Annotated in this window: 11 protein-coding genes and 2 tRNA genes; 9 read left to right on the top strand and 4 right to left on the bottom strand. The window is 67.7% G+C overall.

Annotated features, from left to right (window positions below; genetic code table 11):
- Nucleotides 1–56: 56 nt before the first annotated feature.
- Nucleotides 57–127 (bottom strand) — tRNA-Gly (locus ABZ911_RS28930).
- 89 nt (nucleotides 128–216) lie between these two features.
- Here ABZ911_RS28930 and ABZ911_RS28925 point away from each other — a divergent pair.
- A tRNA-Pro gene (locus tag ABZ911_RS28925) sits at nucleotides 217–293 on the top strand.
- 153 nt (nucleotides 294–446) lie between these two features.
- Nucleotides 447–2090, top strand: coding sequence for an alpha/beta fold hydrolase (locus ABZ911_RS28920; protein ID WP_358062614.1), 1644 nt, complete (start codon nucleotides 447–449; stop codon nucleotides 2088–2090).
- A gap of 70 nt (nucleotides 2091–2160) precedes the next feature.
- Here the strand turns inward: ABZ911_RS28920 and ABZ911_RS28915 are convergent, their stop codons facing one another.
- The 3 genes from ABZ911_RS28915 to ABZ911_RS28905 form a co-directional block, all read right to left on the bottom strand.
- Nucleotides 2161–2535 (bottom strand): peptidase inhibitor family I36 protein, encoded by a 375-nt coding sequence (locus ABZ911_RS28915; protein ID WP_358062611.1) that lies wholly within the window; start codon nucleotides 2533–2535, stop codon nucleotides 2161–2163.
- Between the two features lie 107 nt (nucleotides 2536–2642).
- A complete protein-coding gene (locus ABZ911_RS28910) occupies nucleotides 2643–3470 on the bottom strand; it encodes a M48 family metalloprotease (protein ID WP_358062608.1) in 828 nt (275 codons plus the stop codon).
- Nucleotides 3471–3626: 156 nt separating this feature from the next.
- Entirely contained in the window at nucleotides 3627–4103 is a 477-nt protein-coding gene (locus ABZ911_RS28905) for an ATP-binding protein (protein ID WP_358062605.1), read from the bottom strand.
- Nucleotides 4104–4331: 228 nt separating this feature from the next.
- Between ABZ911_RS28905 and ABZ911_RS28900 the strand changes: the two genes are divergently transcribed.
- The 7 genes from ABZ911_RS28900 to ABZ911_RS28870 all read left to right on the top strand — a co-directional run bounded on the left by ABZ911_RS28900 (nucleotide 4332) and on the right by ABZ911_RS28870 (nucleotide 12716).
- The gene (locus ABZ911_RS28900) at nucleotides 4332–5198 is read left to right on the top strand and encodes a helix-turn-helix transcriptional regulator (RefSeq protein ID WP_358062602.1); all 867 of its coding nucleotides are present in this window, start codon (nucleotides 4332–4334) and stop codon (nucleotides 5196–5198) included.
- Between the two features lie 168 nt (nucleotides 5199–5366).
- Nucleotides 5367–6737: a trigger factor gene (tig, locus tag ABZ911_RS28895; protein WP_358062599.1), complete on the top strand. Its 1371-nt coding sequence runs from the start codon at nucleotides 5367–5369 to the stop codon at nucleotides 6735–6737.
- Nucleotides 6738–6811: 74 nt separating this feature from the next.
- Nucleotides 6812–7195 (top strand): hypothetical protein, encoded by a 384-nt coding sequence (locus ABZ911_RS28890; RefSeq protein WP_358062596.1) that lies wholly within the window; start codon nucleotides 6812–6814, stop codon nucleotides 7193–7195.
- Nucleotides 7196–7307: 112 nt separating this feature from the next.
- On the top strand, nucleotides 7308–7940 hold the full coding sequence (locus tag ABZ911_RS28885) for an ATP-dependent Clp protease proteolytic subunit (RefSeq protein WP_358062593.1): 633 nt from the start codon (nucleotides 7308–7310) through the stop codon (nucleotides 7938–7940).
- 11 nt (nucleotides 7941–7951) lie between these two features.
- A complete protein-coding gene (locus ABZ911_RS28880) occupies nucleotides 7952–8575 on the top strand; it encodes an ATP-dependent Clp protease proteolytic subunit (RefSeq protein ID WP_358062590.1) in 624 nt (207 codons plus the stop codon).
- Between the two features lie 174 nt (nucleotides 8576–8749).
- Nucleotides 8750–10033, top strand: a complete 1284-nt coding sequence (clpX, locus tag ABZ911_RS28875) for an ATP-dependent Clp protease ATP-binding subunit ClpX (protein ID WP_358062587.1) — start codon at nucleotides 8750–8752, stop codon at nucleotides 10031–10033.
- A gap of 106 nt (nucleotides 10034–10139) precedes the next feature.
- A complete protein-coding gene (locus ABZ911_RS28870) occupies nucleotides 10140–12716 on the top strand; it encodes a valine--tRNA ligase (RefSeq protein WP_358062584.1) in 2577 nt (858 codons plus the stop codon).
- Nucleotides 12717–13224 lie beyond the last annotated feature (508 nt).

The raw sequence follows: 13224 nt of genomic DNA, 5'->3' as shown, positions 1-13224 counted from the left end.
TTGAAGATCGAAAAAGCCAGGCCACCCATGCGGATGACCTGGCCTTTCACACGCTGAGCGGACGACGGGAATCGAACCCGCGTAGCTAGTTTGGAAGACTAGGGCTCTACCATTGAGCTACGTCCGCGCGAGCCGGTCGAACTCTGGTCTAGACTTCATCCGGTCGTCAGGGCGTAAGCGTACCGGAGTCCCGGAGCGCTTGCGTAACCGATGTCGCGGGGCGTGGCGCAGCTTGGTAGCGCGCTTGCTTTGGGAGCAAGAAGTCGCAGGTTCAAATCCTGTCGCCCCGACCAGCTCTAAGGCCCCTCCCAGATCGGGAGGGGCCTTCTGCTTGTCCGACTCCCTGGTCGATTCTGAGGGAGGAGAAGGCTTTCGTCCTGGAGCACAAGGGGTTTGAGTCTTAGGTATCTTGTGGGAACGATCACCGCGTCACCAAGCTGGGCGGCATGACATGGACCTCAGCGTTACTGGCGCTGTCGGCTGGTATCAGCATCGGTGTCACGCCCCCGGCGACTCCCGCCCCCACCCCTCCCACCCCCGCCCCGGTCGTGCAGCAGGCGCCGCTTCACCCGGGCCTGGTGCCCTTCCCGTTTCCCCAGCCCACAGGCCCGTTCACCTCCTCCGCCCCGCCTGAGACGGCCAAGACCACCCCGCCGCTCGCCCCCGGTTCACCGGAGTGGTGCAAGCCGCTGCCCGGCCACCGCGTCGAGTGCGGCACCATGACCAGGCCCCTCGTGGTCGGCAAGCCACAGCTCGGCACCATCGACGTGGCCTACACCCTGGTACGGCGGAGCGACGAGGCGAGCCCGCCCAAGAACACGATCGTCGTCAACCCCGGCGGCCCCGGCGGCGCGGCCATCGCCGGCGCCCAGTTTTTCGTCAACCTGATCGGCTCGCTCGGCACCGACCACGACCTGCTGCTGATCGACCCGCGTGGTGTCGGCTACTCCAGCCCGGTGACCTGCGGGCTCGACATCAAGGACATCTACCTCGCCGCCGACCGGCCCAGGCAGCGCCGCCTGATCGGCCAGTGCGGCACCGCCCTCGGCCCCAGGGCGGAGGGCTACACCTCAGCCGCGACCGCCGACGACTTCGACGCCGTACGCCGGCTGCTGGGCATCGACAAGGTCGTGCTCTACGGCCTGTCCTACGGCACCTACCTGATGCCGATCTACGCCGAGCGGCACCCGGACACCGTCAAGTCCATCGTCCTGTCAGGGGCCTACCCGGTGGCCTTCGACTCCCTCGGCGGGCCCAGCGCCCGGGCCATCTCACTCTCGCTGAAGCGCGTGTGCGAGCGCAGCGGAGCCTGCGACGGCCGTGCGGCCATCAGGGACCTGCGCAGGGTGACCGCGACGCTGCGGGCCAACCCGATCGACGTCCCCTACACCGTGAACGGCGAGCCCCGCACCGCCAAACTGACCGAGCACGTGCTGGCCACCAGCCTCACCTACGACGCCAGCGGCGGCGTGGGGGCCTTTCCCGACGAGGTGCTCCTGATCGGACGGATGCCCGCCCTCCTGCACAAGGCCGCACGCGGCGACACCGGACCGCTGGTCGAGTGGTACTCCGCCACCTTCCAGGCGATCGCGCAGGAGAGTGGTGACGTGGGTCTGAGCACGACCGTGATCTGTAACGACTACGCCCGTGCATGGTCGGTCGACGCGCCCCTGCGCAAGCGCTACCGGCAGTACGACCGCGCGGTCGACAGGGCCGACCCCGGGGAGTTCGGCGCGTTCAGCCCCGAGGCGTTCGGGGCCAGCCTGCCTGATGGCGGCGACGCGTGCATCGAGTGGCCCAAGGACGGCACCGCCAGGCCGTACGTGTTGCAGGGCAAGCTGCCCCACGTGCCCACACTGGTGCTGTCGGGCGACCTGGACAACAACACCCCCGACGAGAACGGCCGGCTCAACGCCGGGCAGTTCCTCCGCGCCCGGTTCCTGTCGGTACCCAACACCGGCCATGTGCCCGAGCTCGACTCCACAGGCTGCGCGCAGAGCATCGTGGTCGGCTTCGTCCGCGCCGAACGCCTGGGCGACACCTCGTGCCTCGCCTCGATCCCCGCCGTGAAGGTCAACCCGGTGCCCTAAGCGCCCCTTGACCGGCGCGAAGGCCACTCCCGCGATCGGGGGTGGCCTTCCGCGTGTCGGCGACGGTGGCTCAGCAGGCCCGCAGGGAGCGGACGCCGCGGTCCTTGACCCACTGGTCGAGGTCGCCGATGTAACCGTCGAGGATCTTGGTGATCTCGTCCTGGTACTGCGGACGGGAGTACAGGCACCAGGTCCTGCCGCTGATGTTCTTCACCGACCAGACATGGTCGCTGAGCCGCCCCTGGGCGACCTCGAGCAGGTCGGAGGCGCCCCGCTTCAACGACAGGTGCGCGCCTTCGCCGCCGTTGAAGTAGTAGCCGCAGAACGCCCACGGGTCGCACGCCCAGGCGCGTGCCTGAGTGTGCGCCGCCGGAGCGGTGAAGGCCATCGCGGCCGCCGCCGCGAGAAGAGCCGCCTTGACACGTCGAATTCGGAAAGCCCGCATCCTCTGCCTCTCTGAAGACCGCCCCGGCTCGATACCGCGACCGGCAAACAAGATCTCCCCTCACTCTCCGCAGTTGAATAGACGCGCAGAGATACAGAAGTGTGACCTCAGCCCGTGCCGAGCAGGCGCGCCACGCGGGTGTGCACGTCCGGGTGGGTCGCCATCAGCGAGCCCTTGCGGGTACGGCAGGCCACCAGGCCGAGCGCGGGCACGCCGCGGCGCAGGTCGGTCAGCGGGATGCCCGCGCCCTCGTGCACCTTCAGCAGCGCCGAGGCCAGCTGCCCCGGCTGCCCGAGCAGATCGGCGGCGGTACGGTCGGCGGCCAGCTCCCTGGCCCTGCTCAGCGCCCGCAACGGCAGGTGGGCGACGAAGCTCGCGACGGCCGCCGCCGCGCCGCCGAGCAGAACCCCCAGCCCGAGCACGATCCCGACCGGGAACTCCTCCAGGAACAGCGCGGGCGCCCGCACCGCCAGTTGCCCGGTCCCCTTGGCCGCCGAGGCCAGGAAGATGGCCAGCGAACTGGCCAGCGTCATCACGGCCACATCACGATGCAGGACATGCGCGATCTCGTGCGCCAGCACGGACGTCAGCTCCTCCGGGGTGAGCCGCCGGCGCAGCCCCTCCGTCACGATGATCGTCACCGACCGCCGGGACCGCCCGACGGTGTACGCGTTGGGCGCCGGATCCGGGCTGAGCGCGAGCCGCGGCTTGGGCTGGTCGGCCAGCGCGCAGAGCCGATCGAGTACGGCGTGCAGCTCCGGCTCCTGCTCGGCCGTGACATACCGCGCCCTGGTCATCCGCCTGGCCAGCCGCTCGGTCGAGAACCACTGCGCCAGCAGTACCAGAGCGGCCCCGGCGACCACCCACAGGACGGGAACCCCGGCCAGGACGAGACCGGCGAGGACGGCGGCGTAGACCGCGGCGAGCAACGTCATGGGGATCAGCATGCGCACGATGGACCTCCAGCCTGACGACACATGGCCGGAAGGTCTCCCACGCCTCAGGGGCCCGCCCGGCCGGGTCATGCGACCGTGATGACGGCCCAGGCGCGTTACGAGGTACTCCCCTTCACTACAAGAAAGGGTAATGTTTCAGGCTTCAGTGCGAAAGAGGGCCCAGACGGCTTTGCCGCCGCGGGCCAGGGGGTCCCAGCCCCAGCACTGGCTGTAGGTCTCGACGATGTACAGGCCGCGCCCGTTCTCGGAGACGAAGTCGGGTTCCTTGGGCCGGGGCTCCTCGTCGCTCGGATCGGCGACGGCCAGCAGGACGTGCGGGGTGACCCGCATCAGCAGCAGGGTGATCTCCCGGCGTCCCCTGGAGTACATCGCGTACCTGACCGCGTTGGTCACCAGCTCCGACACCACCAGCGCCGCGTCGTCGCCGAGCTCCGGCAGGCCCCAGGCCCGCAGGGTCGAGCGGGTCACGTCCCGGGCGGTCTTCACCGAGTCGGCCTGGAAGGGCAGGGGACAGGAGGCGGTGTTCGGCTGGTCGGTGCTGAGCAACCTGTCGAAACCGACCTCACGGGTGATCTGCAGGCAGTCGGCAGTGGCCAGAGGGTCCTCCACCATCCCGCCAATACCTCCCGCTGTTATTGATACGTGCATGTTTGGCCCAATATGCACTAGGCCATCATGGGTCACGACAAGCGGGGCTGCAAGACCCAAATGCACGTGCAATTGCCATGTGCAGCAGCATGAGCAGTCGCGACGAGGGCTTGTCGAATCGGACACGCGGTTGAGACCTTGTCATAGTGGCGGGGAGTGGTGACACTGTGTGCGGACCACAGAGGAGGCAATGTGACGCAGAATCAGCCGGGGTCAGGGCCAACGGCGCTGCGTATCCTCCTCGGCTCGCAGCTCCGCAGGCTGCGCGAGTCGAAGGGCGTCACCCGTGAGGAGGCCGGGCACCTGATCAGGGGCTCGGAATCGAAGATCAGCCGGATGGAGCTCGGCAGGGTCGGCTTCAAGGAGCGAGACGTCGCCGACTTGCTCACGCTGTACGGCGTGGTCGACGAGCAGGCCCGCTCGTCGGTGCTGGACCTGGTCCGCACCGCCAACGAGCCCGGCTGGTGGCACCGCTTCAACGACCTGCTCCCGTCCTGGTTCCAGGCCTACGTCGGCCTGGAGGAGGCCGCCGCCCGCATCAGGACCTACGAGGTCCAGTTCGTGCCGGGCCTGCTGCAGACCAAGGAGTACGCCAAGGCCGTCATCACCGCGGGATCGGCCGGAGTGAGCACCGAGGAGATCGCCCGGCGCGTCGACCTGCGCCTGGAGCGCCAGAAGGTGCTCGACCGGCCCGGCGGCCCCATCCTCTGGGCCGTGATCGACGAGGCCGCGCTGCGCCGCCCGATCGGCGGAGCCGAAGTGATGAAGGCGCAGCTCGAACACCTCATCGACCTCATGCGGCAGCCGAGCATCACGATCCAGGTCATGCCGTTCAGCTTCGGCGGGCACAGCGCGGAGGGCGGCGCCTTCAGCCTGCTGCGCTTCCCCGACCAGGACCTGCCCGACGTCGTCTACGTCGAGCAACTCGCCAGCGCGCTCTACCTGGACAAACGCGAGGACGTCGACCGCTACACCGAGGTGATGGAGCGGTTGTGCGCCGTCAGCACGACTCCCGACGAGACGATCAAGCTGCTGGACGAGATCAAGAACGAGATCTGACCAGAGGTTCGTCGTTCTTGGGTGTGCGTCTACCCTAGACTGGCCTTCGGCGTTGGACACCCGCCATTGCGGAGCATGCCCGCGCCGCTCATGTGGGCGCGGCGCGTGAGCCGTAGCGACTTTGGACGCGCCCGCGATCACTCGAAGCTTGATCAAGGAGACCACCCCGTGAAGACCGCTGTCGAGGAGCTCAGCCCGACTCGGGTGAAGCTCACCGTCGAAGTGCCGTTCGACGAGCTTGGCCCGAGCATGCAGGCGGCGTACAAGAAGGTCGCGGAGCAGGTGCGCGTCCCCGGGTTCCGCCCAGGCAAGGTTCCGGCCCGCATCATCGAGCAGCGCTTCGGCCGCGCGGTGGTGCTCGAGGAGACCCTCAACGACGCGGTGCCGAAGCTGTACGGCCAGGCCGTCGACGAGCTCGACGTCTTCCCGGTCAGCCAGCCCGACATCGAGGTCACCAAGATCGAAGACGGTGAGCAGATCGAGTTCACCGCCGAGGTCGACATCCGCCCCAACTTCGACGTGCCCGACTACGCCGGCGTCGAGGTGACCGTCCCGACCGCCGAGGTCGCCGACGAGGACGTCGAGGGTCAGCTCGACGGCCTGCGCCAGCGCTTCGCCACCCTCACCGGTGTCGAGCGCGCCGCGACCGCGGGCGACTTCGTCGTCATGGACCTGCGCGCCGAGATCGACGGCGAGAACATCGAGGAGCAGCAGGCCAGCGAGGTCTCCTACGAGGTCGGCGCCGGCTCGGTGCTCGAGGGCCTCGACGCCGCGCTCGAGGGCATGTCCGCGGGCGAGGAGAAGACCTTCAGCACCACGCTGGTCGGCGGTGAGCAGGCCGGCGAGACCGCCGACGTGATCATCAACGTCAAGACGGTCAAGGAGAAGGTCCTGCCCGAGCTCGACGACGAGTTCGCCCAGCTCGCCAGCGAGTTCGACTCGCTGGAGGAGCTCAAGGCCAGCGTCAGCGAGCAGGTCCGCCGTAACAAGCTGGTCGACCAGGTCGTCCAGTCCCGTGAGAAGGCCCTCGACGCGCTGCTCGCGAAGATCGACATCCCGCTGCCCGAGAGCGCGCTCAAGGCGGAGATCGACAACCGCAAGCACAACCTCGAGCACCAGATCGCCGACAGCGGCCTGAGCAAGGACGCCTACTACCGGCTCTACCAGACGACCGAGGAGGAGCGCTTCGCCGAGTTCGAGACGAACTCCGCCAAGGCCCTCAAGACCGGCTTCGTCCTGGACAAGATCGTCAAGGCCGAGGAGCTGGGCGTCTCCGAGCAGGAGCTGACCAACTTCGTCGTGCGCCGCGCCATGCAGATGGGCGTCGCGCCCAACACGCTGGCCCAGCACCTGGCCGACAACGACCAGCTCACGCTGGCCATGGTCGAGATCGTCCGGGACAAGGCCAAGACCGTCGTCGGCGACGCCGCCAAGGTTGTCGACGAGGCCGGCAACGAGGTCGACCTCAAGGCCATCTACAACGAGATCAACGCCGCCGAGGGCGGCGAGGAGCAGGCCGAGGACGAGTCCGCGGAGTAGGCTCGCGCCAAGCGACACGAAGCCCCCGACCTGTGCGCAGGCCCGGGGGCTTCACTGTTTCCGGGGGTGGGCGCGTGGGGGGGACGAACTCTTCGCGGGTCGTCGCCGGCGGCATCCTGTACGGCCTGGCGCCGGCCTGGCTCATCGGCAGGATCCGTCCCCTGGTGCGCGACCCCGGCGGCCAGATCGTGCTGTCCCTGGCGACGCCGTTCGTCGCCTACCTGGGCTTATCGCCCTGCTGGTCGTGCTCGTCAGGCTGCTGTGGACGCTCCTGGTGTTCCCGCTGGCCAGGTTCCGGCAGGTCGAGGCCCGCGGCGCTGCGTCAGGAACTGACCGGGGCACAACGCCACAAACTGGATCAGCTTTACCGTAAGGGCAGGATCGGCGCCGGAACCAAGCGTAAACTCGGTCATGAACTCGACTTGGAAGAGCGTGGCCGAGCCTCGGGCGCCCAGTGACGACGACCTGCGCCGTCAGCGAACAGTCTGGCGACCGGGCATGAGCTGAGGGCGGTGCGCGTTAAGGTCACAAGCAAAGCCCATCGATAACGACGCATCGGAAGGTGACGCTGTGACCAGCCCGCCGACCTTCTATCAGCCCGAGTCGCGAGGCCGTGAGAACGGCTCGTCCTTCCGGCTTGAGGACCAGCTCTACCAGCGCCTGCTGCGCGAGCGCATCATTGTGCTCGGCACCGACGTGAACGACGAGATCGCCAACCGGATCTGTGCGGAGCTGTTGCTGCTGGCGGCGGACGACGCCGACCGCGACATCTGGCTCTACATCAACTCCCCTGGCGGTTCCGTCACCGCAGGCATGGCCATTTACGACATGATGGAATACGTGCCCAACAACGTGGCCACGGTTGCGATGGGCCTGGCGGCCTCGATGGGGCAGTTCCTGCTCTGCGCCGGCGCCCCTGGCAAGCGTTACGCGTTGCCGCATGCCCGCATCATGATGCACCAGCCTTCGGGTGGCATCGGCGGCACCGCCGCCGACATCGCCATCCAGGCCGAGCAGATGCTCTACGTGAAGAAGACGCTGGCCGAGCGGATCGCCTACCACACCGGCCAGCCTCTCGACCAGATCGAGCAGGATTCCGACCGCGACCGCTGGTTCACGGCCGAGGAGGCCAAGGACTACGGCTTCATCGACCATGTCGTGCGCAGCGCGCGGCAGGTGCCCTCGCAGGGCGCCGTCTCCTAGGGGGAGCTGAAGTGAACATCGAGAGCCGCTACGTTCTCCCCTCCTTCGTCGAGCGCACCTCGTACGGCGTCAAGGAGATGAACCCGTACAACAAGCTCTTCGAGGACCGGATCATCTTCCTCGGAGTGCAGATCGACGACGCGTCGGCCAACGACGTCATGGCGCAGTTGCTGACGTTGGAGTCGCTCGACCCCGACCGGGACATCAGCATCTACATCAACTCGCCCGGCGGGTCGTTCACCGCCATGACGGCGATCTACGACACGATGCAGTTCGTCCGGCCGGAGATCCAGACCGTCTGCCTCGGCCAGGCGGCCTCCGCCGCGGCCGTGCTGCTGGCGGGCGGCACTCCGGGCAAGCGGATGGCGCTGCCCAACGCCAGGGTCCTGATCCACCAGCCCTCCACCGAGGGCGGCGGCCAGGGGAGCGACATCGAGATCCAGGCCAGGGAGATCCTTCGTATGCGATCCCTCCTTGAGGAGATCGTCGCGAGGCACTCTGGCAAGTCCGCGGTCGAAGTCCGCAAAGACATCGAACGCGACAAAATTCTCAACGCCGATGAGGCCAAGGCGTATGGTCTGATCGACGACATCATCCCGTCACGGAAAAAGCGAGCTCAGGCCGTGGCTTCCTGACGAGAAGTGCCGCACCGGAACGCTGCCCAAGTGGGCACGTTCCGGTGCGACTCGCCGCCAGGGGGCTCACTGAGGGTCCAGAAGACGGTAACGTCGAAACCTGAGCGGTTCGGACCGGGTCCGGAGGATACGGATCGCGGGAGCAGGGCGGTCCCACGCAAAGGAGTATCTGGGGTGGCACGCATCGGCGACGGGGGAGACCTGCTGAAGTGCTCTTTCTGTGGGAAGAGCCAGAAGCAAGTCAAAAAGCTCATCGCCGGTCCCGGCGTCTACATCTGCGATGAGTGCATCGATCTCTGCAACGAGATCATCGAGGAGGAGCTCTCCGAGTCCTCCGAACTCAAGTGGGACAACCTGCCCAAGCCGAGGGAGATCTACGAGTTCCTCGACGCCTACGTCATCGGTCAGGACAAGGCGAAGAAGGCTCTCTCGGTGGCGGTGTACAACCACTACAAGCGGGTGCAGTCCGGTGACCGCGGCAGGGACGACGGCCCGGAGCTGTCCAAGTCCAACATCCTGCTGCTCGGCCCGACGGGTTCCGGCAAGACACTGCTGGCACAGACACTGGCGAAGATGCTCAACGTGCCCTTCGCCATCGCCGACGCCACCGCGCTCACCGAGGCGGGCTACGTCGGCGAGGATGTCGAGAACATCCTGCTCAAGCTGATCCAGGCCGCTGACTACGACGTCAAGAAGGCCGAGACCGGCATCATCTACATCGACGAGGTCGACAAGATCGCCCGCAAGAGCGAGAACCCGTCGATCACCCGTGACGTCTCCGGCGAGGGCGTCCAGCAGGCGCTGCTGAAGATCCTGGAAGGGACCACGGCCTCGGTGCCGCCCCAGGGCGGGCGCAAGCACCCGCACCAGGAGTTCATCCAGATCGACACCACCAACGTGCTGTTCATCTGCGGCGGCGCGTTCGCCGGGCTCGAGAAGATCATCGAGTCCCGGGTCGGCAGGAAGGGCATCGGCTTCAACGCCATCATCCGGTCGAAGGAAGAGGTCGACTCCGCCGACATCTTCGGCGACGTGATGCCCGAGGACCTGCTGAAGTTCGGCATGATCCCCGAGTTCGTCGGCCGTCTGCCGATCATCACCTCGGTGCACAACCTGGACCGCGAGGCGCTCATCCAGATCCTCACCGAGCCGCGCAACGCCCTGGTCAAGCAGTACCGCAAGCTCTTCGAGCTCGACGGCGTCGAGCTGGAGTTCACCGACGACGCGCTGGAGGCCATCGCCGACCAGGCGATCCTGCGCGGCACCGGCGCCCGCGGGCTCCGCGCCATCCTGGAGGAGGTGCTCCTGTCGGTGATGTACGAAGTGCCGTCCCGTCAGGACGTCGCCCGGGTGGTCATCACCCGCGAGTCGGTGCTCGAACACGCGATCCCGACGCTCGTCCCGCGTGACCAGCTCGCCGCCAAGCAGCAGCGCGCGCCGCGCGAGAAGTCGGCCTGAGTTCGATCTCCGCCGTCCGGGCGCCCCGTGGATCCGATCCGCGGGGCGCCTTGCCGTACGGCGGGAGGTTCCACGGGCACGCCGGGGAGTCCCTAAACTTGGCTGCGTGACAACGCCAGAGCTGCCTACCCAGTACACCCCGGCCGACGTCGAGACCCGTAGCTACGAGCGCTGGGTGTCCGAAGGCCTCTTCCGCGCCGACCCGGGCAGCTCGCGCGAGCCGTACACGATCGTCCTGCCGCCGCCCAACGTGACCGGTGTGCTGCACATCGGCCACGCGCTCGACCACTCCATCCAGGACGCGCTGACCCGCCGCGCCCGCATGCGGGGGCACGAGGCGCTCTGGCTGCCGGGCATGGACCACGCGGGCATCGCCACCCAGAACGTGGTGGAGCGCGAGCTGGCCAAGCAGGGGCTGTCCCGCCACGACCTCGGGCGCGAGGCCTTCGTGGAGAAGGTCTGGGAGTGGAAGGACGAGTCCGGCGGCCGGATCCTCGGCCAGATGAGGAAGCTCGGCGACGGCGTCGACTGGTCGCGTGAGCGCTTCACCATGGACGAGGGCCTGTCCCGGGCGGTGCAGACGATCTTCAAGAGACTGTTCGACGACGGGCTGATCTACCGCGCCGAGCGCATCATCAACTGGTGCCCGCGCTGCCTCACCGCGCTGTCCGACATCGAGGTCGAGCACAGCGAGGACGAGGGCGAGCTCGTCTCCATCCGGTACGGCTCGGGCGACTCCGAGATCGTGGTGGCCACCACCCGCGCCGAGACCATGCTCGGCGACACCGCGGTGGCCGTGCACCCGGACGACGAGCGCTACGCCCACCTGATCGGCACCATGGTGGAGCTCCCGCTGACCGGGCGTTCGATCCCGGTGGTCGCCGACGAACACGTCGACCCGGCCTTCGGCACCGGCGCGGTCAAGGTCACCCCGGCCCACGATCCCAACGACTTCGAGATCGGCCGCCGTCACTCGCTGCCGTCGATCACGATCATGGACGAGCGCGGCGTGATCACCGCGCACGGCCCCTTCCAGGGGCTGGATCGGTTCGAGGCCAGGCCCGCGGTGGTCGCGGCGCTGCGCGCCGAGGGCAGGATCGTCACCGAGAAGCGGCCCTACCTGCACTCGGTCGGCCACTGTTCGCGCTGCAAGACCGTGGTCGAGCCGAGGCTGTCACTGCAGTGGTTCGTCAACGTGACCCCGCTGGCCAAGGCGGCCGGCGACGCCGTCCGCGACGGGCGCACCCGCATCCACCCGCCTGAGCTGGCCAAACGCTACTTCGACTGGGTCGACGACATGCACGACTGGTGCATCTCCCGGCAACTCTGGTGGGGACACCGCATCCCGGTCTGGTACGGCCCGGCCGGCGAGGTCGTCTGCGTCGGCCCCGACGAGCAGCCGCCCGCCGGATACGTCCAGGACGCGGATGTGCTGGATACCTGGTTCTCCTCCGCGCTCTGGCCGTTCTCCACGCTGGGGTGGCCGGAGCGGACCGCCGAGCTGTCGAAGTTCTACCCGACCTCGGTGCTGGTGACGGGCTACGACATCCTGTTCTTCTGGGTGGCGCGGATGATGATGTTCGGCCTCTACGCGATGGACGGCCAGCCGCCGTTCCGGGTGGTGGCCCTGCACGGCATGGTGCGCGACCAGCACGGCAAGAAGATGTCGAAGTCGTTCGGCAATGTGGTCGACCCGCTCGACTGGGTCGAGCGCTTCGGCGCCGACGCGACCCGCTTCACGCTGCTGCGCGGCGCGAACCCCGGCTCCGACGTGGCCATCAGCGAGGAGTGGGCGGCCGGTTCGCGCAACTTCTGCAACAAGATCTGGAACGCCACCCGGTTCGCGCTGATGAACGGCGCGGCGGTGGGCTCTCTGGAGGACGCCGACCTGACTGCGGCCGACCGGTGGATCCTGTCGCGGCTGCAGTCGGTGGTGGCCGCGACCGACGCCGCGTTCGACGAGTTCGAGTTCGCCAAGGTCTCCGATCTGCTCTACCACTTCGCCTGGGACGAGGTCTGCGACTGGTACCTGGAGCTGGCGAAGATCCAGCTCTCCCAGGGGCTCGACCACACCAGGCTGGTCCTCGGCCATGTGTTCGACGCGCTGCTGCGGCTGCTGCACCCGCTGGTCCCGTTCGCCACCGAGGAACTCTGGCGCGCGGTGACCGGCGGCGAGTCCGTGGTGGTGGCCCCCTGGCCGGTGGTCGACGAGCGCTACGCCGACCCGTCGGCCGAGGCCGAGATCCTCGCGCTCCAGGAGCTGGTCACCGAGGTCCGCAGGTTCCGCTCCGACCAGGGCCTGAAGCCGGGCCAGAAGGTCGCGGCCCGCCTGTCCCTGTCCGGTACGGCGATCGCCGCGCACGAGGTGGCGATCAGGTCGCTGCTCAAGCTGGAGCAACCGGCCGAGTCCTTCGCCTCGACCGCGAGTCTCGTCGTGGCCGGGGTGACGGTCGAGATCGACACCGCGGGCACCATCGACGTGGCGGCCGAGCGCAAGCGGCTGGAGAAGGACCTGGCAGTCGCCCAGAAGGAGGCCGCCCAGGTGGCGGCGAAGCTGGGCAACGAGCAGTTCATGTCCAAGGCGCCCGACGCCGTGGTGGTGAAGGTCCGGGCACGCGCCGAGCAGGCCGCCGAGGACATCGTCAGGCTGGAGGCGCAGCTCAAGGCATTGCCGGCCGGCTGATCAGCCGTTACCGGAGGAGGGGGTGCGCTCGGCGCGCCCCCTCTTTTGCGTCTCCGGTTGTTTGAGGAAGGCGAACGAGGGGAAGACCCATTCGTTACCGAAGACGGGCATGGCGTGGGCGCGGGGCTGCTACAGTTTTCCACGCAGGGCAACGAGGTCCCGCAGGCGCATCGGATCGGTGCACCGGGCGGGGCTGCTAAGCTCTCACCACTCCTTCTGATCTTGACCCGGCTTCGGGGCGTTGCCGCTCGATTGGACAACGGCCAGATGTCGGAGTAAGCTAGAAGGGTTGCTCTCGAGAGAGAGCAGTCCGAATCTTCCCGGTTCGAGCGGTTTGACACAGATCGCACGGATACGGTAAGGTAAGAGAGACGAAATGTGCGCCTCCCGAACTCCGGTTCTTCCGGGGTGACGGTGTACGCGTCCGTTTCTTGAGAACTCAACAGTGTGTTAAAAGCCAGTGCATGATGCACAACCCCGTCTTAATTGACGGATTCCTTTGGTTGGA

Origin of the sequence: Nonomuraea sp. NPDC046570 (genome assembly GCF_040645915.1) — a bacterium.
GTDB lineage: Bacteria > Actinomycetota > Actinomycetes > Streptosporangiales > Streptosporangiaceae > Nonomuraea.
The sequence above is the reverse complement of the archived record's forward strand: the minus strand, read 5'-3'. Positions and strand labels throughout refer to the sequence as shown.

Coding starts and splice junctions, on each gene's coding strand:
- ABZ911_RS28920 (WP_358062614.1), top strand. CDS start 447: ATGACATGGACCTCAGCGTTACTGGCGCTGTCGGCTGGTATCAGCATC.
- ABZ911_RS28905 (WP_358062605.1), bottom strand. CDS start 4,103: ATGGTGGAGGACCCTCTGGCCACTGCCGACTGCCTGCAGATCACCCGT.
- ABZ911_RS28910 (WP_358062608.1), bottom strand. CDS start 3,470: ATGACGTTGCTCGCCGCGGTCTACGCCGCCGTCCTCGCCGGTCTCGTC.
- ABZ911_RS28915 (WP_358062611.1), bottom strand. CDS start 2,535: ATGCGGGCTTTCCGAATTCGACGTGTCAAGGCGGCTCTTCTCGCGGCG.